The sequence below is a fragment of the Mesorhizobium sp. LNJC405B00 genome, assembly GCF_000502615.1.
In the GTDB taxonomy this organism is placed as follows: Bacteria; Pseudomonadota; Alphaproteobacteria; order Rhizobiales; family Rhizobiaceae; genus Mesorhizobium.
The window spans coordinates 14,745-40,315 of the sequence record NZ_AYWC01000027.1; the positions used below are offsets into that span (position 1 = coordinate 14,745).

Annotated in this window: 26 protein-coding genes and 1 tRNA gene; 17 read left to right on the plus strand and 10 right to left on the minus strand. The window is 63.3% G+C overall.

What is annotated here, in order from left to right; translation table 11 throughout:
* Positions 1–5: 5 nt before the first annotated feature.
* Both X756_RS138275 and X756_RS138270 read right to left on the minus strand, forming a co-directional pair.
* Positions 6–1,187 carry an MFS transporter gene (locus tag X756_RS138275; RefSeq protein WP_023731618.1) on the minus strand — a complete coding sequence of 394 codons (1,182 nt, stop codon included), beginning with the start codon at positions 1,185–1,187 and terminating at the stop codon, positions 6–8.
* Positions 1,188–1,282: 95 nt separating this feature from the next.
* Entirely contained in the window at positions 1,283–2,947 is a 1,665-nt protein-coding gene (locus X756_RS138270; protein WP_023731619.1) for a Na/Pi cotransporter family protein, read from the minus strand.
* 388 nt (positions 2,948–3,335) lie between these two features.
* On the opposite strand from X756_RS138270, the gene X756_RS138265 reads away from it, so the two are divergent.
* The 5 genes from X756_RS138265 to X756_RS138245 all read left to right on the plus strand — a co-directional run bounded on the left by X756_RS138265 (position 3,336) and on the right by X756_RS138245 (position 9,188).
* The gene (locus tag X756_RS138265; RefSeq protein ID WP_023731620.1) at positions 3,336–3,704 is read left to right on the plus strand and encodes an RcnB family protein; all 369 of its coding nucleotides are present in this window, start codon (positions 3,336–3,338) and stop codon (positions 3,702–3,704) included.
* A gap of 171 nt (positions 3,705–3,875) precedes the next feature.
* Positions 3,876–5,816 (plus strand): DNA primase, encoded by a 1,941-nt coding sequence (dnaG, locus tag X756_RS138260; RefSeq protein WP_023731621.1) that lies wholly within the window; start codon positions 3,876–3,878, stop codon positions 5,814–5,816.
* A gap of 412 nt (positions 5,817–6,228) precedes the next feature.
* Positions 6,229–8,253 (plus strand): RNA polymerase sigma factor RpoD, encoded by a 2,025-nt coding sequence (gene rpoD, locus X756_RS138255; RefSeq protein WP_023672446.1) that lies wholly within the window; start codon positions 6,229–6,231, stop codon positions 8,251–8,253.
* Positions 8,254–8,444: 191 nt separating this feature from the next.
* Positions 8,445–8,738: a GYD domain-containing protein gene (locus X756_RS138250; RefSeq protein ID WP_023672447.1), complete on the plus strand. Its 294-nt coding sequence runs from the start codon at positions 8,445–8,447 to the stop codon at positions 8,736–8,738.
* Positions 8,739–8,807: 69 nt separating this feature from the next.
* Positions 8,808–9,188 carry a DCC1-like thiol-disulfide oxidoreductase family protein gene (locus X756_RS138245; protein WP_023697082.1) on the plus strand — a complete coding sequence of 127 codons (381 nt, stop codon included), beginning with the start codon at positions 8,808–8,810 and terminating at the stop codon, positions 9,186–9,188.
* A gap of 45 nt (positions 9,189–9,233) precedes the next feature.
* Here X756_RS138245 and X756_RS138240 read toward each other — a convergent pair whose 3' ends face one another.
* Complete coding sequence (locus X756_RS138240; RefSeq protein WP_023697083.1) at positions 9,234–9,491, minus strand: DUF2798 domain-containing protein; 258 nt, start codon at positions 9,489–9,491, stop codon at positions 9,234–9,236.
* Positions 9,492–9,762: 271 nt separating this feature from the next.
* Here X756_RS138240 and X756_RS138235 point away from each other — a divergent pair, with 271 nt between their 5' ends.
* From X756_RS138235 to greA, 3 genes are all read left to right on the plus strand, one after another.
* Entirely contained in the window at positions 9,763–10,440 is a 678-nt protein-coding gene (locus X756_RS138235) for a PadR family transcriptional regulator (protein ID WP_023672450.1), read from the plus strand.
* A gap of 101 nt (positions 10,441–10,541) precedes the next feature.
* The gene (locus tag X756_RS138230) at positions 10,542–10,835 is read left to right on the plus strand and encodes an HlyU family transcriptional regulator (protein WP_023672451.1); all 294 of its coding nucleotides are present in this window, start codon (positions 10,542–10,544) and stop codon (positions 10,833–10,835) included.
* A gap of 101 nt (positions 10,836–10,936) precedes the next feature.
* The gene (gene greA, locus X756_RS138225) at positions 10,937–11,419 is read left to right on the plus strand and encodes a transcription elongation factor GreA (protein WP_023731622.1); all 483 of its coding nucleotides are present in this window, start codon (positions 10,937–10,939) and stop codon (positions 11,417–11,419) included.
* A 47-nt stretch (positions 11,420–11,466) separates the two neighbouring features.
* Here greA and X756_RS1000000170160 read toward each other — a convergent pair whose 3' ends face one another.
* Both X756_RS1000000170160 and X756_RS138220 read right to left on the minus strand, forming a co-directional pair.
* Positions 11,467–11,739: a hypothetical protein gene (locus X756_RS1000000170160; RefSeq protein ID WP_245264592.1), complete on the minus strand. Its 273-nt coding sequence runs from the start codon at positions 11,737–11,739 to the stop codon at positions 11,467–11,469.
* Between the two features lie 522 nt (positions 11,740–12,261).
* Entirely contained in the window at positions 12,262–12,897 is a 636-nt protein-coding gene (locus tag X756_RS138220; protein WP_023689756.1) for an FMN-dependent NADH-azoreductase, read from the minus strand.
* Positions 12,898–13,006: 109 nt separating this feature from the next.
* On the opposite strand from X756_RS138220, the gene X756_RS138215 reads away from it, so the two are divergent.
* Positions 13,007–13,963 carry a LysR family transcriptional regulator gene (locus X756_RS138215; protein ID WP_023731623.1) on the plus strand — a complete coding sequence of 319 codons (957 nt, stop codon included), beginning with the start codon at positions 13,007–13,009 and terminating at the stop codon, positions 13,961–13,963.
* Here X756_RS138215 and X756_RS138210 read toward each other — a convergent pair.
* The gene (locus X756_RS138210; RefSeq protein ID WP_023731624.1) at positions 13,896–14,522 is read right to left on the minus strand and encodes a TetR/AcrR family transcriptional regulator; all 627 of its coding nucleotides are present in this window, start codon (positions 14,520–14,522) and stop codon (positions 13,896–13,898) included. The two genes, X756_RS138215 and X756_RS138210, sit on opposite strands and share 68 nt — an antisense overlap.
* A gap of 66 nt (positions 14,523–14,588) precedes the next feature.
* Between X756_RS138210 and X756_RS138205 the strand changes: the two genes are divergently transcribed.
* Positions 14,589–15,014, plus strand: a complete 426-nt coding sequence (locus tag X756_RS138205; RefSeq protein ID WP_023713894.1) for a VOC family protein — start codon at positions 14,589–14,591, stop codon at positions 15,012–15,014.
* Between the two features lie 94 nt (positions 15,015–15,108).
* The gene (locus tag X756_RS138200) at positions 15,109–16,020 is read left to right on the plus strand and encodes an arginase family protein (protein ID WP_023713893.1); all 912 of its coding nucleotides are present in this window, start codon (positions 15,109–15,111) and stop codon (positions 16,018–16,020) included.
* Between the two features lie 4 nt (positions 16,021–16,024).
* Here X756_RS138200 and X756_RS138195 read toward each other — a convergent pair whose 3' ends face one another.
* Complete coding sequence (locus X756_RS138195; protein ID WP_023731625.1) at positions 16,025–16,975, minus strand: trypsin-like peptidase domain-containing protein; 951 nt, start codon at positions 16,973–16,975, stop codon at positions 16,025–16,027.
* A 169-nt stretch (positions 16,976–17,144) separates the two neighbouring features.
* On the opposite strand from X756_RS138195, the gene X756_RS138190 reads away from it, so the two are divergent.
* The 3 genes from X756_RS138190 (at position 17,145) to X756_RS138185 (ending at position 19,719) form a co-directional block, all read left to right on the plus strand.
* On the plus strand, positions 17,145–18,017 hold the full coding sequence (locus X756_RS138190; protein WP_023731626.1) for a S1C family serine protease: 873 nt from the start codon (positions 17,145–17,147) through the stop codon (positions 18,015–18,017).
* Positions 18,018–18,025: 8 nt separating this feature from the next.
* A complete protein-coding gene (locus X756_RS1000000169070; protein ID WP_156941428.1) occupies positions 18,026–18,733 on the plus strand; it encodes a helix-turn-helix transcriptional regulator in 708 nt (235 codons plus the stop codon).
* Between the two features lie 119 nt (positions 18,734–18,852).
* A complete protein-coding gene (locus X756_RS138185; protein WP_023731627.1) occupies positions 18,853–19,719 on the plus strand; it encodes an NAD(P)-dependent oxidoreductase in 867 nt (288 codons plus the stop codon).
* A gap of 129 nt (positions 19,720–19,848) precedes the next feature.
* On the opposite strand, the gene X756_RS138180 is transcribed toward X756_RS138185, so the two are convergent.
* Entirely contained in the window at positions 19,849–20,364 is a 516-nt protein-coding gene (locus tag X756_RS138180) for a TIGR00645 family protein (RefSeq protein ID WP_023672463.1), read from the minus strand.
* Positions 20,365–20,689: 325 nt separating this feature from the next.
* Complete coding sequence (locus X756_RS138175; protein WP_023713888.1) at positions 20,690–22,885, minus strand: OmpA family protein; 2,196 nt, start codon at positions 22,883–22,885, stop codon at positions 20,690–20,692.
* A gap of 202 nt (positions 22,886–23,087) precedes the next feature.
* Here X756_RS138175 and X756_RS138170 point away from each other — a divergent pair, with 202 nt between their 5' ends.
* On the plus strand, positions 23,088–23,534 hold the full coding sequence (locus tag X756_RS138170) for a YcgN family cysteine cluster protein (RefSeq protein ID WP_023672465.1): 447 nt from the start codon (positions 23,088–23,090) through the stop codon (positions 23,532–23,534).
* A 220-nt stretch (positions 23,535–23,754) separates the two neighbouring features.
* Positions 23,755–24,099: a hypothetical protein gene (locus X756_RS01000000166175; protein WP_023672466.1), complete on the plus strand. Its 345-nt coding sequence runs from the start codon at positions 23,755–23,757 to the stop codon at positions 24,097–24,099.
* 259 nt (positions 24,100–24,358) lie between these two features.
* Here X756_RS01000000166175 and X756_RS138165 read toward each other — a convergent pair whose 3' ends face one another.
* Positions 24,359–25,069 carry an SIMPL domain-containing protein gene (locus X756_RS138165; protein ID WP_023731628.1) on the minus strand — a complete coding sequence of 237 codons (711 nt, stop codon included), beginning with the start codon at positions 25,067–25,069 and terminating at the stop codon, positions 24,359–24,361.
* 134 nt (positions 25,070–25,203) lie between these two features.
* Here X756_RS138165 and X756_RS138160 point away from each other — a divergent pair.
* Positions 25,204–25,279 (plus strand) — tRNA-Ile (locus tag X756_RS138160).
* Positions 25,280–25,571 lie beyond the last annotated feature (292 nt).

The window sequence follows — 25,571 nt, forward strand, 5'->3', positions numbered from 1 at the left end:
CGACGCTATTCGGCCGCTGCCGGCAGCGGCGGCGCTGCCCGGCTGCGCCCCTCCCAGATGTAGGAGGCAAGTGCCACCACCACCGCCACCAGCATGGCGGCAGCGCCCACAACCGGCAGGCTGCGAAAGCCGTAGCCGGCATTGAGCATGGCCGCGCCCAGCGACGCGGCGAGCGCGATGCCGACATTGAAGCCGGAGGGGATGAGCGAGGAGGCGAGGTTGGAGGCGTCCGCCGTCCAGGCCAGGATGCGGGTCTGGATCGGCGTGCCTATGGCGAAGTTGAGGCCACCCCAGATAACGATGGCGATGACCATCGGCACGGGGTAGGGGCTGACGGCATAGATCACGCCCAACATCACCGCCTGCAGCGCAAGCATGGTGATCAGCGACGGCATCAGCTTCCAATCGGAAAGCTTGCCGCCGAGAAAGACGCCGACCGTGGCGCCGACGCCGTTGAGCAGCAGCACCCAGGGGATCAGGCTCTCGTCGAGATGGGTCACCTCAAGCAGTGTCGGGGTGATGTAGGTGAACAGGCCGAACTGGCCGATCATCAACGTCAGCATCAGGATCAGCGAGGTCCAGACTTGCTGGCGCGCCAGCACGCGAACCTCGCTGCCAAGACTGGCGGATGGCCTTGATGCGCCTGTCGTGCGCGGCAAAAGCGCAGCCATGGCGGCAAACGCCACCACGCCCAGCGCGCACATCACCCAGAAGGTGGCGCGCCAGCCCCAGAGATTGCCGATTGCGGTGCCGGCCGGCACGCCGATGACATTGGATACTGTGAGGCCGGAGAGGATCACAGCCACGGCCATGCCGCGCTTGTCCTCGGGCACGAGGCCGACAGCCACCACCATGGCGACTCCGAAATAGGCGCCGTGTGCGACGGCGACCGCAATGCGCAAGAGCAGCATCGAGGCAAAATCGGGCGCCAGCGCGCAAGCGGCCTGGCCGATGGTGAAGGCGACGGTCAGGCAAAGTAGCAGCGTCTTGCGGGAAATGCCCTTGGTGGCGAGCGCCAGCAATGGCCCGCCAATCGCGATGCCGCCGGCATAGCCTGAGACGAGATAGCCGGAGGTCGGGATCGAAACGCTAAGGCCGTCGGCCACTTGCGGCAGCACGCCGGCAATGACGAATTCGGTGGTGCCGAAAGCGAAGGCGGCGATGAACAGGGCAATGAGCGGAAGCATGGCGCGGAAGCGATCCTTGAATGAGTTGGCCTCAAATCATGGATGGCGCTTGCCGGCAATGCAGAAATTTTTGCGGCCGGTTTAGGTTTTCTTGATCAGCTCGCCTTCAACCTGGAGCCGCCGAGCAGGCCGCGCTCTTCCAGCACCGGGTAGGCCATCGACGCCAGCAGCGAGTTGATCTGCTTCAGGTCGCGGATGGTGTCGAGGTGGATGGAACTTGTCTCGACGCTCTTGGCGGTGCCGTCGCGCAGGCGCACGAAATGGCTGGCGCTGGTTTCCTTTTCGCGGTCGCGCAGCCGGTCCTTTTCCAGCACCAACTGGCGGGCAGTCTCAGGGTCGCGCGACACCAGCACGTTGAAGGCAAGCCTGGCATTGGCCAGCACCGAGGTGTGGAAGGCGAGCAGCTCGCTCCAGCCCTCGGTCGTGAACTCCAGCCCGCGCTCGAACTTCTTCTTCACATGCACCAGCATGTTGCGCACGATGATGTCGCCGACCTGCTCGAGCTTGACGCAGGCGCCTATCAGCTCCTGGCAGCGCAGCGCCTCGTCCTCTGTGAGCGAGTTCCTGGTCAATTTGGCCAGATAGAGCTTGATCGCCGCGTGCTTCCTGTCGACGCGGTCGTCAAGGGCGGCCAGCGCCTTGATCTTGTCGCCGTCGGCGCTTTCATACAGCTCGATGATGCGCTTGAGCATGATCTCGACCGTCTCGCAGACGCGCACCACCTCGCGGGTGGCGTTGGCCAGCGCCTGGCTCGGAACGTCGAGCGCGCCGTCGTTGAGGGCGGAGAGTTCGACCACATCGAGCTCTGTAGCAGGCGCCGGCTTGGTGCCCATTGCCACGATCTTCTCAGAGGCACGATAGATCAGGCTGGCAAGCGGCAGGCCGGCGAGCAGGATCAGCACATTGAACAGGATGTGGGCGTTGACGATCTGGTCGGGCACGGTGGCGCCGAGGAAGGCGACCGGTGGCTTCAGCGTCATGAACAGGATCAGCATCACCAGCGAGCCCATGCCGCGCATCAACAGATTGCCGATCGGCACGACGCGCACGCCAGGTTCGGCACTTCGGGTGAGCAGCGGCGCGATGATCGACGAGCCGAGATTGACGCCGAGCACCAGCACGATGCCGAGTTCGGGCGGGATGAAGCCGCGGCCGGCCAGCGTGACCATCAAGAGAACCGCGGCGATCGAGGAATGGAACAACCAGGTAACGAGCGCGGCGAGCAGATAGGCGGTGACGTGGTCGCTGGAGAAATATTCGATGATGAGCGGCATCAGCGTGCTCTGCCGCAGCGGCTCCGAGGCCTGGCCGATCATCTCCAGCGACAGTACCAGAAGGCCGATGCCGACCAGGATGCGGCCGAACTGGCGCCAGTCGCGCCGCTCGGTGGCCATGAACATGACCGTGCCGGCGACGAGGCAGATCGGCACCAGCAGGGTCAGATCGAAGGTCAAGAGCTTGACCACCAGCGCCGAGCCGATCTCGGCGCCGCGCACCGCCAATTGGCCCGACATGCCCGAGACGATGCCGGCGCCGGCGAAGGAGCCGACGAGAAGCGTGACGGCGGTCGAGCTCTGCAGCGCGATGGACAGGCCGCAGCCGGCCAGCACCGCCATGATCGGATTGCGCATGGTGGAGCGCAGCCGGTGACGCAGCACGTCGCCATAGGCGCGCTCGACGCCTGTCTTGACCATGCGGGTGGCAAACAACATCAGCGCCACCGCGCCCGCCAGATGCAGCAGGACGACGGAGCCGCTCATTTCGAAACCCGCACGCAGACAGGGACCGCGACGCGGAGGGCGCGCAGTGCAGGGAGGAAAACGGGGCTGCGAATCATGGTCATGACAGTCTTGAACAATATCCGGAATATTTTAGCCGGATAATAAAATCTTGTCGATTTCAAGAGCCGTCGCGGCGCGACAGGGCGTGTCGGAAAATGGACGGATGCGCAAATGGTTGCATGGCGGATCCCTGGCGATGGGAGCGGATCGTCCCGATTTGCCGGACTCCCGGCAATCGCCTTTGCGATGATGTTCAAATATCCAGGATAAGCACAGGATTTCATTACGTAAATGTAATGCTAGTGTTCAGTTTCGGTTCATCCTTCGGGGGCTATTCCCTAGGCATCGACAACCAAGGAGCCCCGCTATGAAACGTGTTGTTCTTCCCGCCCTCGCTTTCTCGATGCTGGCCGCCACTTCGCTTACCGGCCAGGCCGCACCGGTGAACGCACCGGTCGCACCGCAGTCGAATTACACGCGGGTCGACTGGCAGAGGCCCGGCAAGCATGTCGATGTCAGGAAGCGCGTCGTGAAGAAGACGGTGGTCGTCAAGCGCAGCCATTGGCGCAATGGCCAGAAATATTCCAGCTGGAAGCGGCACCAGCCGATCCGCGATTATGGCCGCTATGGCCTGCATCGCCCCGGCCGCGGCCAGGAATGGATCCGCGTCGGCAACGACTATGTTCTGGTCGGCGTCCTGTCCGGCATCATCTTCGGCGCCGTTGCCGCGCAGTAAGCCCGGCCTCGCCGGCGCAATGCCGAGACTTGAAAGGAGGCGGCCCGAAACGGCCGCCTTTCTTTTGGCTGTAGAAACCGGGCTTTTTGGCTGTGGAAACCGGGTATGGTCCGCAATAGGGGTCGTCGGATTCCGCGCGCATGATTATATGAGGGACAAACGAGTTCCCCAATGCGCTTTCCGCCCGCCTTTCTCGATGAGATACGCGACCGTGTGCCGATTTCATCGGTCATCGGCCAGCGCGTCGCATGGGACAGGAAGAAGACCAACGCCTCGCGCGGCGACTATTGGGCCTGTTGTCCGTTCCATGGCGAAAAGAGCCCCTCCTTCCACTGCGAGGACAAGAAGGGCCGCTATCACTGTTTCGGCTGTTCGGTGTCGGGCGATCATTTCAAGTTCCTGACCGAGCTCGACGGATTAAGCTTTCCCGAAGCGGTCGAGAAGATCGCCGACATGGCCGGCGTGCCGATGCCGGTGCGCGACGAGCGGGAAGAACAGCGTGAGAAGGAACGCGCCAGCCTGACCGATGTCATGGAGATGGCGACTGCCTTCTTCCAGGAGCGGCTGCAAGGACCGGAGGGTGCAAAAGCCCGCGCCTATCTCAGGGATCGCGGGCTGACGCCGGCGACGCAGCAATCGTTCCGGCTGGGCTTTGCGCCCGACAGCCGCAATGCGCTGAAGGAACATCTTGCCGCCAAGGGCGTGCCCAAGGCCGACATCGAGGCCTGCGGGCTGGTGCGTCATGGCGACGACATCCCGGTCTCCTATGACTGGTTCCGCGATCGCATCATGTTCCCGATCCCGGATTCGCGCGGCAAGATCATCGCCTTTGGCGGCCGCGCACTGGCACCCGATGCGCTGGCCAAATACATGAATTCGCCCGACACGGAGCTCTTCCACAAGGGCAACGTGCTCTACAATTTCGCCCGAGCCCGCAAAGCGCTGGCGAAAGGCGGCACGGTGATTGCCGTCGAAGGCTATATGGACGTGATTGCGCTGGCGCAGGCCGGCTTCGAGAATGCCGTGGCGCCGCTCGGAACCGCGCTCACCGAAAACCAGCTCGAACTTCTGTGGCGCATGGCGCCTGAGCCGATGCTGTGCTTCGACGGCGACCAGGCCGGGCTGAAGGCGGCGTGGCGGGCCGCGGATCTCGCGCTGCCGTCGGTGCAGGCCGGGCGGTCGGTGCGCTTTGCACTGTTGCCGGAGGGCAAGGATCCCGACGATCTGGTCAAGGCAGAAGGGCCGGACGCGTTTCGTGCCGTGCTGGCGGAAGCGCGGCCTCTCGCTGATTTGTTGTGGATGCGTGAGACATCCGGTGGCGTCTTCGACACGCCGGAGCGGCGGGCGGGGCTGACAAAGACGCTGCGCGAACTGACCAGCCGCATCCGCGATGAGAGCCAGCGCTACCACTACCAGCAGTGGATGCGCGAGCGGGAGCTGACCTTCTTCAGCGCCCAGCGCGAAGTGCGGCAAGGTCGCCAGGACTGGAAACCGGGGCAGGGCAAAACGCCCGCACCCGGCGGACAGTTCGCCAAAGGCAGCGGGGCAGGCGCGCGCGCCGCGATCACCGAAAGCCTCGGCCGCTCCGCCATGGTCAAACGCGGTGGCGAGATGATGTCGGTGCGCGAGGCGACGATCATCGTAGCCCTCGTCAACCATCCGGCGCTGATCGACGAGAACTTCGCCCATGTCGAGTTCCTCGATCTCGCCAACACCGATCTGCAGCGGCTGCACGCCACCATCCTCGATGCGATGGCGCACGACATGGCCAATGACCGTAGCGCGGTGATCGCCACCATCGAACGTGCCGGCTGCAGCGATATCTGGGGGCGCGCCGTGGCGCTCATCCAACGGGCCAGGCAATGGCCCGCGCTGGAAACCGCAGCGCTTGACGATGCCCGCGACGCCTTCAACCAGGCGCTGCACTTGCAGCGCAGCGCGCGCACCTTACATAAGGAGCTGAAACAGGCGGAAGCAGCGCTCGCCAGCGATCCCACTGACGAAAACTACCGGCACCTCATCGAGATTCAGGCGCAGTTCCGTGATGTACAAGCAACGGAAGCGCTGATCGAAGGCTTCGGTGTGTCCTCGGGCAGGGGTGGGCGCGTGTAGGTCGAAACCTGCGCAAGAATGGATGATGTACGTGCTGCGCGTCGAATCGACGCCTCTAAGTCGGGTAATTGATTCGCTTTTTTGATGCGAATCATGCGAGAGGCGCTTGACCTTCTGGCAGAATGACGGAATCAGGACGATTCGAAACCTTAACCCGTGCCGGCGTCGATGGAAATGCACTGACGCGAGGTGCTGATCACTGGACAGGCTGTCAGCCTGCCACAGATATCAGGGTTAATCTGGACTTAATGCATATCGCCCAAAAGTGAAAACCGGTTTTGGGGGCACGATATGAACAAACAAAAGAGTTGATTCGGTTACCGGCCCGGTTAAGCGCCACCAGCGCATGTAGTTTGACCGGTGCGGCAGCTACGCGGCTTCGATGCTCGGCCGCTAGGAGAAGATAAAGACTATGGCGACAAAGGAAAAGGAAGAGGTCGAGACCGAACGTGAAGGCGCCACCGATGGGCCTCTGCTCGACCTTTCCGATGATGCTGTCAAGAAGATGATCAAGGCCGCCAAGAAGCGCGGCTATGTGACTCTCGACGAACTGAACGCGGTGCTGCCGTCGGAAGAGACCGATCCGGACCGCATCGAAGACATCAATGCGATGCTGTCCGACATGGGCATCAACGTGGTCGAGGACGACGATCAGAGCGAGGAGCCCGAGGCCGCCGACAGCAATGCCGACGCCGAGGAAGACGCCAACGAACTGGCCGAGCAGACCGGCACCGCCGTCGCCGCCACGACCACCAAGAAAGAGCCGACCGACCGCACCGATGACCCGGTGCGCATGTATCTGCGCGAGATGGGCTCGGTCGAGCTCCTGTCGCGCGAGGGCGAAATCGCGATCGCCAAGCGCATCGAGGCCGGCCGCGAGACGATGATTGCGGGCCTCTGCGAAAGCCCGCTGACCTTCCAGGCCATCATCATCTGGCGTGACGAGCTCAACGAATCCAAGATCCTGCTGCGCGAGATCATCGACCTCGAAGCCACCTATGCCGGCCCCGAAGCCAAGCAGGCGCCGGTGGTCGAGCGCATCGAGGAGGCGCCCAAGGCCGAGGACAAGCCGAGGCGTGGACGCGACGAGGAAGACGACATCACCAATGTCGGCGCCGACACGCGCGGCCTGGTCGATGACGACGAGGAAGACGAGGACGAGGCGAGCCTGTCGCTGGCGGCGATGGAAGCGGAACTGCGCCCGCAGGTGATGGAGACGCTCGACGTCATCGCCGACACCTACAAGAAGCTGCGCAAGCTGCAGGACCAGCAGGTCGAGAACCGTCTGGCCGCGACCGGCACGCTGTCGCCAAGCCAGGACCGCCGCCTGAAGGAGCTGAAGGACCAGCTGATCAAGGCGGTGAAGTCGCTGTCGCTCAACACGGCGCGCATCGAGGCGCTGGTCGAGCAGCTCTACGACATCAACAAGCGGCTGGTGCAGAACGAAGGCAAGCTGCTGCGCCTGGCCGAAAGCTATGGCGTGCGCCGCGAGGAGTTCCTCAAGGAATATCAGGGCTCCGAGCTCGACCCGAACTGGACGCGCTCGATCGGCAACCTGACCTCGCGCGGTTGGAAGGAATTCACCAAGAACGAGAAGGACGCGATCAAGGATCTGCGTTCGGAAATCCAGAACCTCGCAACCGAGACGGCGATCTCGATCCTGGAATTCCGCAAGATCGTCAACCAGGTGCAGAAGGGCGAGCGCGAAGCCGCTATCGCCAAGAAGGAAATGGTCGAGGCCAACCTGCGCCTCGTCATTTCCATCGCCAAGAAATACACCAATCGCGGCCTGCAGTTCCTCGACCTGATCCAGGAAGGCAATATCGGCTTGATGAAGGCGGTCGACAAATTCGAATACCGCCGCGGCTACAAGTTCTCGACCTATGCGACATGGTGGATCCGGCAGGCGATCACGCGTTCGATTGCCGACCAGGCGCGCACCATCCGCATCCCGGTGCACATGATCGAAACGATCAACAAGATCGTGCGCACGTCGCGCCAGATGCTGCATGAAATCGGCCGCGAGCCGACGCCGGAGGAACTGGCAGAAAAGCTCGCAATGCCGCTCGAAAAAGTGCGCAAAGTCTTGAAGATCGCCAAGGAGCCGATCTCGCTCGAAACCCCTGTGGGTGACGAAGAGGATTCGCATCTGGGCGATTTCATCGAGGACAAGATGGCGATCCTGCCGATCGATGCGGCGATCCAAGCCAATCTGCGCGAGACCACCACGCGGGTGCTCGCCTCGCTGACGCCGCGCGAGGAGCGGGTGCTGCGCATGCGCTTCGGCATCGGCATGAACACCGACCACACGCTGGAAGAAGTCGGCCAGCAGTTCTCGGTGACGCGCGAGCGTATCCGCCAGATCGAAGCCAAGGCGCTGCGCAAGCTCAAGCACCCGAGCCGGAGCCGCAAGCTGAGGAGCTTCCTCGACAGCTGATAGCGGCAACAGACCAGCATTCGAAAAGGGCGCCGATGGCGCCCCTTTTCGTTGCCGGGTGAAGGCTCTTGTCGCCCATCTCCGTCGGGAGGATACTTGCCTGGTCGGATGCATGTTCTGGGCGAAAAACCGGATGTCCGCCCCGGCTGATGTCCTCAGCCGTGCTCCGTGGCGCCGGAGGGAGGTGTGTGATGACAACCTACATCCTGCTGATGAACTGGACGGAACAGGGCGCCAGAAATATCCGAGAGTCGCCGAAGCGGCTCGATGCCGCCAAGAAGCAACTGGCCGACATGGGCGGCTCGTTCAAGGCGTTTTACCTGACTATGGGCGAATATGACATGGTGGCGATTATCGAGGCGCCCGACGATGCTGTGCTTGCTCGTTTCGCCCTGATGCTGGCAACGGGTGGCAGCGTCAAGACGCGAACGCTCAAGGCTTTCCCGGAATTTGCCTATCGCGAGATCGTCACTTCGCTTGGATAGCGCTGGGCGCGGGTCCGTGCGGCTCGGCGTCATATTGCGGGGCCGTGCCGTCAGGGTGATAGTCGCTCCATGTCCAAGCCTGCGCTGACCGTCTGGTACAACACACGCTGCCCGGTTTGCGATGGCGGCATCACCCGGCAGAAACGGCGGCTGATCGAGGCGATCAAGGCCGGGCGGATCGAATTCCGCGACATCAACCTCGAACCGGCGGCGCTCTCTGGCTACAGCGCCTCGCTGGAGGACATACGCCGCCGGCTGCATGCCACCGATGCCGAAGGCAGGCTGCTGGTCGGCGCCGATGTCGCGGTTGCCGTCTGGCGGGCGACGCCGGGCGAGGGCTGGCTGGCGACGCTCTTCGGCAATCCGGTCGCGCTGCCGCTGACGCGCTTGGCCTATGATCGTTTCGCCGATCTTCTCTATGCCTGGAACCGGCGCAAGGGCCGCTGGTAGCGAGGCAAGGCCCGAAGATATCTGCGGGCCTTACCGTCATGGGCGTTACCGGGACGCCGGCTCGCAAAGCCAGCCGACAATGCGGCGCACCGCCGGCAGCACCATGAGCAACGTTGGGAACGCTACCAGCCAGGACAGGCCCCAGGCAGTGAGCCAGACAGCCGGCAAATCAGGTCGCAGTCCAAGGCTTTTCAGCGTCGATATGAACGAGACGATGAAGGTCATCAGCAGCGACAGCACCAGCGGACTGACGATCGCGGCATAGCGCGCCGGCAGCTTGCCGCGCTTACGGGTCGTGGTCATTTTTGGATTTTCCTGAAACATCCGGTCCGTCGCATTTGGCATCCATTGCGCCGGGTTTCCGGCGGAACTGCCCGGAAAGACCGGGGTGGATGCGTTGCTTGACGTCAGACGCTTACGGAGAGGTTTTGGCCCTCACGCGCTTTCTAGCTGCCGGCGGCGGCGAAATCAACCTTCTGGCGCCGCCTTTAGATGCATCGTAAGATATATCTTGACTCGTCGGCGGGTAGGCCTAATTAAGATGTATCGTAAGATATAACTCAAGGAGCAATTCATGCACAGACATCATCCCTTTGGCGAGCGCGCCGAGCGCGCATTCCTGCACATGGCAGGCAAATTTGGTGGAAGAGGGGGCGGCGGCTTTGGTCCGTTCGGCCACGGCGGACGTGGCGGTGGACGCGGCGGCCCGGGCGACATGTTTCGTGCCGGGCGCATGCTGGCCGACGGCGATCTCAAGCTGATCACGCTGTCGCTGCTGGCCGAGGCGCCTCGCCACGGCTACGACATCATCAAGGCGCTGGAAGAGCGCACCAGCGGCATCTACAGCCCGAGCCCGGGCGTCGTCTATCCGACGCTGACCTTCCTGGAAGAGGCCGGCTATGCGGCTTCAGCCGCCGACGGCAACAAGAAGGTGTTTTCGATCACCGAGGCGGGCCAGGCGCATCTCGCCGAGAACCGCGAGATGATCGACGGCGTGCTCGAGCATCTCGAGCGCTTCGGCCGCAAGATGGCCAAAGCGCGGGACTGGTTCGGCTGGAACGACGACGGCGAGGAAGGCGGACGGCGTGGTGGACGGGGTCGCTCGGAAGCCCGCGACGAGTTCCGCGCCGTGCGCCACCGGCTGCGTGCCGCGCTCGGCGATCTCGTCGACGCGCCGGCTGAAAAGCAGGCCGAGGCGATTGCAGTCCTGGAAGCCGCCGCTGAAGCCCTGGAAGCGCTATCGCGCGGTTGACCCCTGGCGAGAACGCTTGCCCGTTCGACTGAGGAACGGTACTGAAAATCATCCTGCACCGCGAGACGTGGTGCAGGATGATTGCCGTTGGAGGAAGCCCCATGTCTTTTCTGAAGCGTCTTTTCGGTGGTGGCGGTGAGGGGGGCGAGCCCAAGAGCGCAGCACCGGCAAAGCAGGTTGAGCACAAGGGATTTTTGATCAGCGCCACGCCCTACAAGGCGGAGGGCGGCCAGTACCAAACTTGCGGCGTGGTTTCGAAGGAAGTCGACGGCGTGATGAAGGAACACAAATTCATCCGCGCCGATCGCTTTGCCGGACTGGACGACGCCGTCGACATCTCGATCAAGAAGGGCATGCAACTGGTCGACGAGCAAGGCGAGAGGATGTTCGGGTAAGGGCCGAACTGGTCGAGGCGCCGAACATAGGTTTTGCGCCGGTCATCCGTCGCCAGAATCTCGAATAATGGCAGTGGGCCGCAAGCAGAAAGTATCGACAATTGAGCGTAGCGTTTGCCAAGGAGGAAAGCGCCGAGGCAGCATCGGAAACCATCCTGCCGGCTCGCCCTGTCTCCGATCGGGTCAACCTTGTCACGGAAGCGGGCCTCAGGACGCTGCAGGTTGAATTGGCTCGCGCCCAGCAAGCTCTTGAGGCCGCTAGCGTGCTGGAAGATGTCAACGAGCGGCGACGCCGGTCAGCGATTCCGGTTCGAGATATGCGTTACTATGCCGAGCGCGTGCGTACGGCTCAGCTTATGCCGGTGCCCACCTCTAATGAGGTGATCGCCTTCGGGCACACCGTTACCTTCAAGCGTGATGATGGCCGCACTCAGACCTTCCGCATCGTCGGAGAGGATGAGGCCAACCCGTCTGAAGCTTCCATATCGCATGGTTCGCCGGTTGCCATCGCGCTGACCGGAAAAACCGTTGGCGACTTTGTCCAACTAGGGCCGCGCGAACTTGAGATCCTGTCCATTTCCTAGGACGCAGGTATGATGCGCGACCGAGGCCGGTGCACCTTGAGACGTGATCAGATGCCCGCAATTGCCAATAGCCAAGCCAGGATGTCGAGCAGCAGAAAAACCAGCGCAATCTGCAACGCCAGCCGGAGCCGCTGGATAATTCGCCACTTGCCGGCCATGTCCGCCTTGATCCGAAGGGCAAGCGCGCGGCGCATGGCTGACATTGTCGTCGGCCTGTCGCCGTCGACATATTGATCAAGCAGATCTTCCGGATTGAAGCGGAATGTATATTGGTGATAGGGCCAAAGTATGAAGACGATCAGCCCGCCGATGCCGAACAACAGGGCCACTGCGGTCCAATCCCAAAGCCCAAGCCCGTTGGAAAGCGCCGCACCGCCGAGTAGCGAGTTGGCAAATGCGGTGGCAAAGACAAGGCTGCCGGCGGGTGCTCATGTTCTCCACAAGCGTCTGCTGTTGAGTGAGACCTCTCACCGCCTCCTGATAGATGAACGCGAGACGCGGATCGTCGTCGGCAACAGCGCTTGCGACAATTCCGTTGTTCTCTCCTCCACTCGGACATTCGGCCATAAGTTGCCTCTCTGTTTTGACAGGGATGCACGAGTCTAGCCCGATCCGTCGGTGCAAAAACAGATTGGCCGTGGACCAACGGCAAATCCGATGGCGATGCCGGGGGCTTCCAAACCTATGAGGGCCAGCTGATGAACGGGCAAGAATAGTTGGCAGCCATCGAAAACCCCGCCACGAACACCACGCCATCTGCCGGTGGACCTGCTCTCGGCCCCGGACAGCAAGAAGGCAGGCACCGAAGCGCCTGCCTTTTCAATGCGAATGACGGGGTGTGCTTACGCGGCGATTTGCGCGCTCGCGGTCTTGGCCACCACGGCATCGACCTTGGCGGTCGCCTTGGCAAGTGCGGCGGTGACGGCATCAGGGCCCATGCCGACGCCTTCGATGCGGATGACGTCGACATCGGTCATGCCGAGAAAGCCGAGCACGCCGCGCAGATAGGGGATGGCGTGATCGAACTGCACGGCCGCACCTTCGGAATAGATGCCGCCCGAGGCGAGTACGATGTAGACCTTCTTGCCGGTGACGAGGCCCTTGGGACCACCCTCGCCATAAGAGAAGCTCTTGCCGGAGCGGGAGATGTGATCGACCCAGGACTTCAGGGTTGAGGAGATGTTGAAGTTGATGAAGCCGGTGGCCAGGATCACGGTGTCGGCTGCGAACAGTTCGTCAAGCACGATGTCGGAGACGCCGACGACTTCGGCCTGGCGCGGCGTGCGGGCTTCAACGGGGGTGTAGATGCCGGTCGCATAATCGGTGTCGATATGCGGCAGCGGGTTGGCCACGAGGTCGCGTACGACGAGCGTATTCGACGGGTCGGCGGCGACGAGCTTTTCAGCGAATTCGGTAGCGATACGGGTCGAGTGCGAGGCAGCGCCGCGCGGGCTCGAGGTTACAAGCAGGATAGACATAGCGGTTCTCTCCAGTGGGAATTGATTTCTCCCGCCTGATATGGGCCTACCGACCCATTCGAAAAACTGGTATATTTTCTATACGATCCATCCATAAAGTAGGTATGCCGTGCAGCCCAATCCGACGCTCGACCAATTGCAGATCCTGGTTGCGGTCGCCGACACCGGCAGCTTCTCAGCCGCCGGCCGCAAGCTTAACCGCGCGCAGTCCGTCATCAGCTACGGCATCGCCAATCTTGAAGCGCAGCTTGGCCTGAAACTGTTCGAGCGCGAGGGCACGCGCGAGCCGCAGCTGACCGAAATCGGCCGGGCGATGCTGGAGGACGCCCGGCGCATGGTCGGCGTGCTGCAGCGCATCCGTTCGCGTGCCGACGGTCACCATCAGGGGCTGGAGGCTGAAGTTGCGCTATCGGTTGACGCGGCGCTGCCCTCGCCGGTGCTGGTGCGGGTGCTGAAGGCGTTCGAGGCGCAGTTCCCGACCGTGATGATGCGACTGCATATCGGCACGCTCGGTCTGATCCCCGACCATGTCGTCAGCGGACAGTCGGATCTTGGCATCGGTGGCTTGCTGGGCGAGGTCGACGTGCATCTCGTGCGCATCGGCTTCATGTCGATCGTGCTGGCTGCCGCCCCCACCCATCCTCTGGCACTGCTGCCGAAACCGGTGGCGCTCGAGGATGCGCGCGAGCACACCCAGCTGGTTGTCACCGACCAGTCGGAACGCACCAAGGGACGCGACTTCGGCGTCTTTGCCTATCGTACATGGCGGCTGACAGACGTGCGTATCAAGCATACGTTGATGCGCGAGGGGCTGGGCTGGGGCGGGTTGCCGCGCTGGCTGATCGCGGACGATTTGGCCAGCGGCAGGCTGGTGGAACTCGACCTTGAACCATTTAGCGAGGTGCGCTCATCGCTCTACGCCATGCACCGCGCCGACCGCAGCCCGAAACCGGCGGCGGCCTGGCTGATCGACCAGTTCAAACGCCAGCTCGGCTGCTTCAACGAGTTCGAACCGGACGACCTGCCTGAGGGAGAGCCGGAGATAGCCCATCGATCAGAGCCATGAGCACGGCGCGATAGTCTTCGGCCGAGGCGCCGGCCTCGACGGCAAGTGCTGCGCGGTCGAAGGCGGCGGCGAGCAAAGCGGTCAGCGCATCGGCAGGCAGTCTGGTCATCGACTGTTCGCGCATCGCCGCAACCAGGCCTTCGCGCAGCGACCGGTTGCCGTGGCGATTGTCGATCGCATCCATGGCGGCGCGGCCAAGCACGGCCGGTCCGTCGAGCAGCAAAAGCCGCGTGCGGCCGGGCGCGCGCATGGCGGCGAGATAGGCGTCCGAGCCGGCAATCAGCGCATTGAAGGCAAACAAAGAAGGCGGCGAGGCGCGCTCGATCTCTTGCGCCACCGCCGCCGCCTCCTGCTCGACCACAGCGGCAAACAGCGCCTGCTTGTCGGCAAAGTGGTGATAGAGCGCGCCGCGGGTGACGCCGGCGGCCGCAACGATCTCCGGCGTGCCGGTCTCGGCATAGGACTTTTCGATGAACAGTTTGCGCGCCGCGGCGATCAGGTCGGCGCGCGTCGCTTCGGTGCGGTCGCGGTTGGAGCGGCGCGGGGTTTCTCGTTGCATACATGCAGCCTGTATGTTACTTCGAATGGCATGCAAACTGTATGTTGGCTGACGGGAGAAAGAAAGATGAAGACGACGAGCTATTATCCGGTGCTGATGACGGGCGACGTAGCCGGCACGAAAGCCTTCTATATCAATCACTTCCGCTTCAAGCCGCTGTTTGCGAGCGACTGGTATGTGCACCTGCAGTCTGCCGAGGATCGCCGCGTCAATCTCGGCATCGTCCAAGGCGACCACGAGACGATCCCCGAGGAGGGGCGCGGCCGCACATCGGGGCTGCTGATCAATTTCGAGGTGAGGGATTCTGACGCTGTCTATGAACGGATCGTTGCGGCCGGCCTGCCGATCCTGTGCCCGCTGCGCGACGAACCCTTCGGCCAGCGCCACTTCATCACCAGGGATCCCAATGGCGTGCTGATCGACGTCATCAAGCCGATCCCGCTCAGCCCGGAATTTCAGGCGCAATTCGCGGCGGGCGCGGCGGGCGCCTGAACAATGGCAGCAAATGTCGGCAGCGGCTCCGGCCGCTGTGGCCGGACCCGCACCATGCGGTCTATGTTGGTGATGTTGAAGCTGGGCCTGCCGCATGCGTGACATCTGCCTTGTTCGTGCGCCATCCAATCTCGGCCTTCGGCCCTTGGAGCCGGGCCATGTGCCCGGCACCTGGCGTGCGCCGCAGGCGCTGAGCCAAGCTGGTTTGATCGAGTCGCTGGCGCCGGGGCGGGTGGTCGATCTCGACAGACCCGCCTACAGTACCGAACCGCAACCGGGCACTAGGCTGCGTAATGGTCCGGCGATCCGCCGCTTCAACCTCGATCTTGCCGAGATCGTCACCGGTGCGCTTGGGCAAGGCGAGTTCCCGCTGATCATCGGCGGCGACTGCTCGATCCTGCTTGGCGCACTGGTCGCCGCGCGGCGCTCGGGCGCGGTCGCCCTGGTCCATGTCGATGGCCACAGCGATTTCCGCCATCCCGGCAACTACGATGTCAATGCCTCACTCGGCTCGGCTGCCGGCATGGATCTGGCACTTGCCACCGGACGCGGCGAGGCTTTGCTGGCGCAATGGCCAGGTGTTGTCGGTCCGCTCGTCGCCGACGAGGCGGTGGTTCAGATCGGCGAACGCGAGAGCCGCGATGCCGATCTTGCCTGGCCCGACATCAATGCGACCGCCGTCACGCGCATCGACGTCTTTGCCGCGCAGGAACTCGGCGCGGCTGGAGTGTTGCAAAAGACAAGAGCGACGCTGGCGCGCGCCAGCTGTCCCTACTGGCTGCATCTCGATGTCGATGTGCTCGACCAGACGGTGATGCCGGCGGTGGATTCGCCCGGCAGCCCCGGCATCGACCCCGATGAACTCGTTGCCATTCTGTCGGCGCTGGCAGCGGACCAGCGCTGCACCGGCTTGGACATGACGATCTACGATCCCGACCTCGACCCGACCGGTGACCTTGCGCGACTGCTGGTGTCGCTGCTCGGGCGGGTGCTCAAGCCTCGATAAAGGCTCAGCTCGCCCTTGCTACCGGCGTCACCGTCACCTGGCTGACGCCGGTGCGGCGCACCACTGTGCACAGCGTCTCGCGGCCGATGCGTTCGGCGTCGAGCATGCGCACGAGGTCGTCGACGCCGGTGACCGGGCGACCGTCTATCGCCGCGATGATGTCGCCTTCCCTGAGGCCGGCCTTCGCCGCGGGTCCGTCTTTCTCGACGCTGCGCAGCCGCACCGCAGTACTGGTGGTCACCTGCGACAGGAGCGCTGCGCGGCGCGGCAAACTGGTGGTGTCGGCCGAGATGCCGATGAAGGCGCGCCGCACGCGGCCGAAGCGGATGATCTCCGAAATGACGAAGTTGGCGGTGTTGGAAGCGACCGCGAAGGCGATGCCTTGCGCGCCGTGGATCATGGCGGTGTTGACGCCGATGATTTCGCCTGCCGACGACACCAGCGGTCCGCCGGAATTGCCGGGATTGAGCGCGGCATCGGTCTGGATGACATCGTCGATCAGCCGCCCGGTCGAGGCGCGCATCGAACGGCCAAGTGCGGAGACCACGCCTGACGTTACGGTCCATTCGAAGCCGAGCGGATTGCCGATGGCAATGGCGATCTGGCCGCGCCGCAACCGCTTGGAATCGCCGAGCGGCGCGACTTCGGTGAAGCTGCCATCCGCGCGCACCAGCGCGATGTCGGTGTCGGGGTCGCTGCCTAGCACGCGGCCTTCGCTGGAGGCGCCGTCGGGCATAGAGACGCGCACCGTTTTGGCATCGCCAACGACATGGAAATTGGTAACGACCAGCCCGTCCGGCGCGATGACGAAGCCGGAGCCATGGCCACCTTGGCCACCGACGCGCTCGATGCGGCAGACGGCTGGGCCGATGCGGTCGACGGCGTCGGCGACTGTCGTCGAATAGGCGTCGAGCAGTGTGTCGTCGGTTTCGAATTTGTGGGCGGCGAGGGCCATTGGCGGGGCTCCGTGTTTTCAGGCGCGATGATGACTATATGTGCGGAGCGGCTCGAACTGCCGCGACCTGACCAGATGGCCAGTCACACCAGTAACTAGCCGTCAGACGAGTACCTCCGGGCGCACTGCCGAGCGATATCTGGGGCATGAGAAAACCCAGGAGATCATCATGAGTGACTTCAACCTTAATGCATTTTCCGACGCCATCGCCGATCTCGCCGCCAAGGCTGCGCCGGCAACGGCAAGTTTCACCACCCATCACCATCGCACCGCCAGCGCCTTCCACTGGCGTGACGGCTATTTCGTCACCGCCGAGGAAGCTGTCGAGGCCGGTGAGGAGATCGAATTGACATTGGCTTCGGGCGACGCGGTGAAGGCCGAACTGGTCGGTCGCGATCCGTCGACCGGCGTAGCGCTTCTGAAGCCGGCCGGCGCTGCCGCAGCGCCTGCGCTGGCCAAGGCTGACGCGGTACGGCCCGGCAATCTTGCCATCGCCATCGGCAGTAGTCAGGGTTCGGCGCTGGCCGTATCGGGTTCGGTCGGCGAGGTCGGCCCCGCCTGGCGCTCGATGCGCGGCGGCAGCATCGATCGGCGCATCAATCTCGCCGTCAATGCCGGCGGCCGTTTCGAGGGCGGGCCGGTGCTTGACGCCAAGGGCGCGCTGATCGGCATGCTGCTGTTTGGGCCACGTGGTCGTGCGCTGGTCATGCCTTATGAGACGATCGAGCGGGCCGTGGCGACGCTGCGTGAAAAGGGCCATGTCGCGCGCGGCTATCTCGGCGCCGGCCTGCACCCGATCCGTGACGGCGCGGCGCGCGGCGCCATGGTCATGAGCCTCGACGACAATGGTCCGGCCAAGGCCGCCGGCCTTGCGCTGGGCGACATCATCGTGGCGTGGAATGGCGAGGCCGTGCACGGCCCGCGCGAACTGATCCGAAAGCTTGGGCCGGATAGCGCGGGCGCTGCGGTGACGCTCGGCGTGGTGCGCGGCGGCGAGCAGCGCGACGTCGCGCTGACCGTCGGTGAAAAACCGCTGAGCTGAGAGGGCCGATGGAAAGCGACACGCTGACAAGGCCGGAGGCGAGTGGATCGCAGGCGGGTGGGCCGGAGGTGGCGGGCGGCGGACGCCAGCTCGTGGTCCTGATCGCGCTGCGCGATGCCGCGCGTGCCGAGCGCCTGTCGGCTTCGCTTGCCATGGCGGACGATCTGCTTCCGGTCGTGGCCGGCAGCGGGATTGCCGACGTCGCTGTCGTCGATGACGCTGTTGCGAACAGTGCGGCCTGGCTCGATCGGGCCGATGGTGGCAACAGCGCAATCCCACGGGTGCTGCTATCCGCGAGCGCTGGCCGGCCGGAAAACCGGGTGCTTGCCGTGCTGCCTTTGGCGTCGGATGCGAATCTGATCGCGGCTGCCGTCAGACTAGCGGCGGCCGGCTACCGGGTGTCCAGGGATGGGCGTTCGACGCCCGCTCGCCACGACGATTTCGATGGCGCCGCCAACGGCGGAAGCCATAGCGGGCTGTTCGGCGAGGAGCTGTTGGACGATGGCGCTACCGCCCGTCCGGCGCTGTCGCCGCGCGAGGCCGAAGTGCTGGCGCTGCTGGCCGAAGGCGCGCCCAACAAGGTGATCGCGCGGCGGCTGAACATCTCCGTGCATACGGCAAAGTTCCACGTCGCCGCGATCCTGATCAAGCTGGGTGCTGCGAACCGCACGGATGCCATCGCGATCGCTATGCGGCAGGGCCTGGTGCTGGTCTAACCCCCTTTTCCCTTTGAGCCTACGTTGCGTAACCCGTTGCAGGCTGCCGAGGCCTTGCGCAGTGCATTGCCGCCGCGCAATGGTTCGCGTCAGTGATGTAGCAAGGGAGGTGCCAAGACATGTCGCTAAAGGGAAAGACGCTGTTCATCTCCGGCGGGTCGCGCGGCATCGGTCTTTCGATCGCGCTGCGCGCTGCGCGCGACGGCGCCAATGTGACGATCGCGGCCAAGACCGCCGAGCCGCACCCGAAGCTGCCGGGCACGATCTACTCGGCAGCTGAGGAGATTGAGCAGGCCGGCGGCAAGGCGCTGCCTGTTTTGTGCGACATCCGCGAGGAGGCGCAGGTGGCTGAGGCGGTTGCCAAGACAGTCGAAAAGTTCGGCGGCATCGATATTTGCGTCAACAATGCCAGCGCCATCCAGCTCACCGGCACGCTGGAGACCGACATGAAGCGCTACGATCTGATGCACCAGATCAACACGCGCGGCACTTTCCTGGTGTCGAAAATGTGCATTCCCCACCTGAAGTTGGCTAAGAATCCTCACATTCTGAATCTGGCACCGCCGCTCGATATGAAGGCCAAATGGTTCAAGAACCACGTCGCCTACACCATGGCCAAGTTCGGCATGTCGATGTGCACGCTGGGGATGAGCGCCGAGTTTGCCAAGGACGGCATCGCGGTCAATTCGCTGTGGCCGATCTCGACCATCGACACGGCGGCGGTGCGCAATCTGCTCGGTGGCGCGACGGTCGCGGCGATGAGCCGCTTGCCCGACATCATGGCCGATGCCGCACACGCCATCTTCCTGCGGCCATCGCGCGAGACATCAGGCAATTTCTACATCGATGAAGAGGTGCTGCGGGCCGAGGGCGTGACCGATTTCGCGGCCTACGCGCCGGGCGCGACCGGGCCGCTGGCCGGCGACTTTTTCGTGCCGGACGCGGTATTTGCCAATTCGCCGACGAACGTCAAAAGCATCTACTGACGGAAATCACAGGCCGACGGCGCTGCTTCCTCATCCACCTGCCGGCGTTGTTCGAAAAACCAAGCAATTGGCTTTTCGCCCGCTGTGCGGACCAGCCTCACCTCCCATGAACGGGGAGAAAGGGGCTCATCACTCCTCCCCCTTCTTGCCTTTGCTCAGTCCCATCAGCCGGTCGATATAGGCCAGCATCAGCGCCGAGACGACGAAGGCGAGATGGATGATGGTCAGCCACATCAGCTGGTCGATCGTATAGGAAGACGAATTCAGGAACACCTGCAGCAGGTGGATCGAGGAAATAGCGACGATGGTCGAGGCGACCTTGACCTTCAGCGAGCCGACATCGATGGTACCCAGCCAGTGTACGCCGCCATCCTGGTCGTCGAAACGGCTGACGAAATTCTCGTAGCCGGAGATGATCACCATCACCACCAGCGAGGCGACAAGTGCGGCGTCGATAAGGCCGAGCATCTTCAGGATGGTGTCGGTGTCGTCGAGTGTGAAGGCGACCATGACGAACTCGTAGAGTTTCTTGCCGAAGGACAGCGCATAGACGGCGAGCGCCAGGGCCAGCCCGATGTAGAAAACCACCAGCAGCCAGCGTGAGGCGAGGATGATCGATTCGATGGCGAGTTCGAGACGTTTCATGCAGCGGTTCCGGTGAGCTTTCTGAGGTCGACTGGGGTATTTCGGTCAGCTTGCCGCGGTTTGCAAGGCAAATTGCGGCGCAAAAAAACCCCGCCGGGAGGGCCGGCGGGGTTCAATGCATCCCGCTGGAGTCGGGACGGGGCAGGGAACGCCCAGCCTTGAATTTGGGGAGGGCGGCCGCTCTATTCAATGAGCCGGTTCTAATACCAGTACAAATTCTTGCTGACCGGGATTGCTGTCCGCAGCTCGACCCATCCCGGTCTGCCGGGATGGGTCCTTGTTGTCGATCTGATTCCAGAAAGCTGCTCAAGCCATTGGAAGCAGATCAATTGTTACTCGCCACCGGTGCCACCAGCGAGGTGATGCGGCGGATGCCGACGCGGCGGTTCTCGCGGTTGGGCGCCGTGGTGTTGACCTTGAGGTATTCCTCGCCATAGCCCTGAGTGGTCAGGTTTTCCGGCGGGATGCCGAAGGCATTGGTCAGCGCTTCGGCGACAGACTCAGCGCGCCGGTCGGACAGAGCAAGGTTTGCCTCCGGCGTGCCAACCGCATCGGTGTGGCCTTCGATCAGGAAGGTTTCGGCCGGGTTCTTCTTCAACAGTTTCTCCATGGCCGTGGCGACGCCTTCCAGTTTCTGCACTTCGGTGTCGGATATCGAGGCCGAGCCGAACTCGAAGTTCAATGTGTCGAGGTCGACGCGACGGGCAATGTCGCGCACGCGCGCCGAACGCTTCACTTCGTCGATGGAATAGAGGCGCTGGACCTTCTCCACCGGCGGCTGTTCGAGGAACTCGTAATAATCGTCCGGGCTTTCGACATCTTCCGAATCGAGGATGTACTCGCGGCGCGGGATGGTGAGCCGCATCGGCGGCAGGTCGTCACCGGGATCGCGCCAGTCATTGTCGTCGTCATAGCTGCGCTCGTCGACATAGCTCAGCACATATTCGTGCCCATCCGGCGTGATGCGCGATCGCCTGATGACGTCGCCATTGCGGTTGCGGATGGTGACGATCTGGATGCCATTGTCGCGCTCGACGATTTCCCGAGAGCGATCGCCCGACAGTTCCTCATAGTAAACATTCCTGGCGCCGCGGTGCATGCGCGGAGCGTCATTGCTTTCCACGATCGTCTGGTTGTTGAACTGCAGGATGACGCGGTCGCCGAGTTCCTTGACGACGTCGACGCCTTTCGGACGCCGGCGGTCGCGGACGTTCTCATCGGGTGCACGCTCGACGCGTTTGCCTTTTTCCTCCGTCACCGGGGCGATCTTTTCTGGCTGAATTGCCTGCTGAGCTGACTTGTCGTCGGTGGGCGGCGGTCCCTGGTCGACCGGAGCCGGCTTCGGGGCTTGCGCCTCGGTGCCGCCCTGCGCGGGCTGCTCGCCCGTCTGGCCGCCAGCATTCTGGCCGTTCCCATTTTGGCCGTTCCCATTTTGGCTGTTGCCGCCCTGGTCCTTGCGGTGCTTGCGCCTGGCATCCTTCTGGCTGTCCAGGATGGGTGCTTCGTCGGGGTTGGCCGTGGCTTCGCCTTGCGCCGGCGTCTCACCTTGCGCGGGCTGCTCGGCATTGGCCGGTTGCTCCGCAGGCTGTGGTTCACCGGTCGCAGGCTGCTGTTCGCCCGTCACCGGCTGTTCGCCGACAGTTTTTTTGCCGTGCTTTTTCGCCTGATCCTTCGGCTGTTCACCTTCGGCGGGAGCCGCTTGCTGATCGGCCGGGGGCTGAATCGGCTCGGCCTGCGGCGCGGGCTCTCCGGCAGGCGCAACTTTGACGTCTGGCGCTTTGTCGGCAGGCGCGGCCTCAATCTGCTGATCCTGCTTGCGCTTTTTCTTGCCCGACTTGTTGTCGTTTGCCGGCGCCACCTGTTCGGTGGGCGCTGCTTGCTCGGCAGGCTGCTGGGCCGGCTGTTCAGCGGGCGCCGCTTCGATCTGCTGTTGGTCGCGCTTCTTCTTGCGTGGCTTTAGCGGCTGTTCTTCATTTGCCGGAGCTACCTGTTCGGCCGGTTGTTCAGCCGGTGCTGCCTCGATCTGCTGCTGGTCACGCTTCTTCTTGCGTGGCTTGAGCGGCTGCTCATCGGTCGCCGGCGCTGCCTGGGCGCCGCCCTCGTCCGCAGGCGCCGCCTCGATCTGCTGCTGTTGATTGCGCTTCTTTTTGCGCGGCTGCTGTTCCTCGGCGGCAGGTGCGGCCTGTTCGGCCGGGGCCTGCTCGGTCTGCTGCTGATCCCGCTTCTTCCTGCGCGGCTGTTGTTCCTCGGCGGCAGGGGCGGGTTGCTCTGCAGCCGGTGCAGGCTGCTCGGCGGCCGGCGCTGCCTGTTCGGCCTGCTGGCGTTTCTTTTTGCGCGGCAGTTCCTGGTCGGTCTGCTGACCATCTGCAGCAGGGTCGTCCTGGACCAGGATCAGTGGCGCGGCCGTGTGCTGCAAGGGGCCGAAAACGGCGTTGCCCTGCAACGGGGATGCGCCCAACGGCGCGGATGCCATAAGCAGGCCAAGTGCCGTACCTGCCAGTACCCGTGGTTGGCGTTTCATCTTAAATTCTCCTTGTGGGGTCCCATCCCTGCCCAAACTGTCCTTGACCGGATTGGTTCCGGTTTGCAGGCATTACCCGCACCCAAGGACGATTGACCGGCGTTTTGAAGGCAACTTCATGTTTTTCCTATGGTGCGGCCGGAACTTGAAGTCACACAACAGCTTGACCTTGCCGCATGCGGAGGCCACATCTCGACCCATAATGGAAACGCCGTTCTGGAAGACCAAGACGCTGGAAGCGATGACGCCCACCGAGTGGGAATCGCTGTGCGACGGCTGCGGAAAATGCTGCCTGTCTAAACTCGAGGACGAGGATACCGGCGAGATCTACTGGACATCAGTCGGCTGCCGGCTGTTCGATGGGCAAAGCTGCCGCTGTTCGGACTATGCCAACCGGCTGGCGCGCGTGCCGGACTGTGTCGGGCTGACGCCGCAGAATGTGCGCACCATCACGTGGCTGCCGAAAACCTGTGCCTACCGGCTGGTTGCCGAGGGGCACGACCTCTATTGGTGGCACAGGCTGGTGTCGGGAAGTGCCGAGACCGTTCATGATGCCGGCATCTCCATGCGCGGCCGCGTCCGCGCCAGTGAGACCGATCTGGCCGAGCCGGACGACTATTTCGACTATATGCTCGATGACGAGCCCTGAACATTCTGGAACGGACGCTGCCATAGGGCGTTCTGCGCCATTGGACGTTTTTGACGGTCAGGATCGTTTGCAGCGGTGGAAGGGGCGGTTGCTTTCAACCTGTCGGGCAGATTAACCGAAAATGAACGGCCGGTTCGCGAAGAGTTCAGATTGCAAGGAGCATTCTCCCCCCATCGGTTCGACCAAGACGGGCGCAAGCCCTCAACAAGGAGAGAAGACAATGTTCAACTCATTCAAGACGGCAGCCCTTTCGGGTCTCGTAGCTCTCGGCACCCTTGCCGCAGTGCCCGCCCAGGCGGACTCGATCTATCTCGGCTTCGGCAACAACCATGACCGCCGCGTCGGCGTCTACACCGGCGACGATGAGGACGGCTTTCGCCGTGACCGCAATTGGCGCCGCTGCTCGCCGGACCGCGCCCTCGACAAGGCCGAGCGCATGGGCCTGCACCGCGTCCGCATCGTCGATGTCAATCGCCGCGTGGTGAAGGTCGCCGGCCGCCAGTATGGCGATCGCGTAGTGGTCGTGTTCGCCAATGAGCGCGGCTGCCCGGTTATCTATCGCTAAGAGAACCAGACTGATCTTCTGCGAAGATCAGTCTGGGATACGACCTTCTGCGAAGGTCGATCCGGAGGCATGCTCCTCTGCGAGGATCAGCCTGGAGTAGCGGCATGACCCTTCTAGGGTCAGCCAGGAGCCCCTTTCCCTCCGCGGAAAGGTGCGGCTCGAAAAAACCCCGGAGGCCAGTCCTCCGGGGTTTTTCACGTCGGAAATCTGCGGTTCCGGCCGACGGGTTCAGCAGAACCGCGCCCGGCCCGGTGGCCTGCTACTTAAGCTCGAATGTCACTGTTACCTGCACGGCGTAGGCATTCTCGCCGGCCTGCACGGGAACCGCGGCGCCTGCCGCATCGAAGGCCTTGGCATTGATCGGCATCGGCGCCGGCGCAACGTTCTGGTCGGTGATTTCCAGCACCCGGCCAATGCTGACGCCGGCGGCTTCAGCCAGCGTCTTGGCCTTGGCCATGGCATCGGCGACCGCCTTCCTGCGGGCTTCGGTGACGGCAGCTTTCGGATCCTCGTTGGAGAACGAAATGCCGCCGCCCTGGTTGACGCCGAGCGACACAGCCTTGTCGAGAATCTCACCTGTTTTGTCGATGTCGCGGATGCGCACCGAGAGTGTGTTGGTCACCTGGTAGGCGACAAGCTCGGCTTCCTGGCTGCCGTCCGGTTTGTTGGTGTAGTTGTAACGCGGGTTAATCTGGATGCCGGCGGTCTGCAGGTCGCGGTCCTTGATCCCTGCCGACTTCATTGCCGCGATCACGGCGGCCATGGCGTCGTTGTTGGCGTCGAGTGCCGCGCGTGCGGTCTTGGCCTCGCGCATGACGCTGAGCGTCAGCAGCGCCAGGTCAGGCGCCACGGTCGACTGGCCTTCACCCGACACGATGATGCGGGGCGGGGGCAGCGAATCGGCAGCGCTTGCCATCGCCGGAAAAGCGATCGCGGCGGCAAGTGCGAGCGGCAAAATATGTCTGGTCATGAAAATCTCCTCGGTGTGCGATCCAGTCGCGCCTGTCGACTAGGGCGCGAATATGGGCTGATTTGGGCGATCTCGGCCAGCCCGTCCGGAAAGCCTTGTGCCGCGCAAGGAAAAACACTAATCCAGCGCGCGTGGGGCCTGTAGCTCAATGGTTAGAGCCGGCGGCTCATAACCGCTTGGTTGGGGGTTCGAGTCCCTCCGGGCCCACCATCCAGTCCACCCGATTTCCGGAGTTTCCATCAGTCTCAGAATTGCTCCGACATTTCCGTGGGTTAGTGCCCGGTAGTGGGCAACACTTGGCTGAGACGACGCAGTGAGCGCCCAAAACACCTGACTTTTGGTCGTCCGTCTCTGTCAGGCGAATTCCGTAGCCAAGTGTTTGCCAAAGCGATGGTCGACTGATCAGCGAGATGCTCGCCGGATGGTTGTGTGCTGAGAGTTCTGCAAATTCGCTGAGAGGGGGCGGTCATGGCAGGCTGGTGATTGTTCACGTCACCTGATT

Excerpts from the sequence above, each read along its gene's own strand:
- X756_RS138170 (WP_023672465.1), top strand. The coding sequence starts at position 23,088 with ATGGAAACGCCGTTCTGGAAGACCAAGACGCTGGAAGCGATGACGCCC.
- X756_RS138220 (WP_023689756.1), bottom strand. The coding sequence starts at position 12,897 with ATGTCTATCCTGCTTGTAACCTCGAGCCCGCGCGGCGCTGCCTCGCAC.
- X756_RS138200 (WP_023713893.1), top strand. The coding sequence starts at position 15,109 with ATGCGTGACATCTGCCTTGTTCGTGCGCCATCCAATCTCGGCCTTCGG.
- X756_RS138275 (WP_023731618.1), bottom strand. The coding sequence starts at position 1,187 with ATGCTTCCGCTCATTGCCCTGTTCATCGCCGCCTTCGCTTTCGGCACC.
- X756_RS138240 (WP_023697083.1), bottom strand. The coding sequence starts at position 9,491 with ATGACCACGACCCGTAAGCGCGGCAAGCTGCCGGCGCGCTATGCCGCG.
- X756_RS138270 (WP_023731619.1), bottom strand. The coding sequence starts at position 2,947 with ATGAGCGGCTCCGTCGTCCTGCTGCATCTGGCGGGCGCGGTGGCGCTG.
- X756_RS138265 (WP_023731620.1), top strand. The coding sequence starts at position 3,336 with ATGAAACGTGTTGTTCTTCCCGCCCTCGCTTTCTCGATGCTGGCCGCC.
- X756_RS138210 (WP_023731624.1), bottom strand. The coding sequence starts at position 14,522 with ATGCAACGAGAAACCCCGCGCCGCTCCAACCGCGACCGCACCGAAGCG.
- X756_RS138175 (WP_023713888.1), bottom strand. The coding sequence starts at position 22,885 with ATGAAACGCCAACCACGGGTACTGGCAGGTACGGCACTTGGCCTGCTT.
- X756_RS1000000169070 (WP_156941428.1), top strand. The coding sequence starts at position 18,026 with ATGGAAAGCGACACGCTGACAAGGCCGGAGGCGAGTGGATCGCAGGCG.
- X756_RS138235 (WP_023672450.1), top strand. The coding sequence starts at position 9,763 with ATGCACAGACATCATCCCTTTGGCGAGCGCGCCGAGCGCGCATTCCTG.
- X756_RS138205 (WP_023713894.1), top strand. The coding sequence starts at position 14,589 with ATGAAGACGACGAGCTATTATCCGGTGCTGATGACGGGCGACGTAGCC.
- X756_RS138165 (WP_023731628.1), bottom strand. The coding sequence starts at position 25,069 with ATGACCAGACATATTTTGCCGCTCGCACTTGCCGCCGCGATCGCTTTT.
- X756_RS138230 (WP_023672451.1), top strand. The coding sequence starts at position 10,542 with ATGTCTTTTCTGAAGCGTCTTTTCGGTGGTGGCGGTGAGGGGGGCGAG.
- rpoD (WP_023672446.1), top strand. The coding sequence starts at position 6,229 with ATGGCGACAAAGGAAAAGGAAGAGGTCGAGACCGAACGTGAAGGCGCC.
- X756_RS138195 (WP_023731625.1), bottom strand. The coding sequence starts at position 16,975 with ATGGCCCTCGCCGCCCACAAATTCGAAACCGACGACACACTGCTCGAC.
- X756_RS138180 (WP_023672463.1), bottom strand. The coding sequence starts at position 20,364 with ATGAAACGTCTCGAACTCGCCATCGAATCGATCATCCTCGCCTCACGC.
- X756_RS138250 (WP_023672447.1), top strand. The coding sequence starts at position 8,445 with ATGACAACCTACATCCTGCTGATGAACTGGACGGAACAGGGCGCCAGA.
- X756_RS138185 (WP_023731627.1), top strand. The coding sequence starts at position 18,853 with ATGTCGCTAAAGGGAAAGACGCTGTTCATCTCCGGCGGGTCGCGCGGC.
- X756_RS138190 (WP_023731626.1), top strand. The coding sequence starts at position 17,145 with ATGAGTGACTTCAACCTTAATGCATTTTCCGACGCCATCGCCGATCTC.
- dnaG (WP_023731621.1), top strand. The coding sequence starts at position 3,876 with ATGCGCTTTCCGCCCGCCTTTCTCGATGAGATACGCGACCGTGTGCCG.
- X756_RS01000000166175 (WP_023672466.1), top strand. The coding sequence starts at position 23,755 with ATGTTCAACTCATTCAAGACGGCAGCCCTTTCGGGTCTCGTAGCTCTC.
- X756_RS138245 (WP_023697082.1), top strand. The coding sequence starts at position 8,808 with ATGTCCAAGCCTGCGCTGACCGTCTGGTACAACACACGCTGCCCGGTT.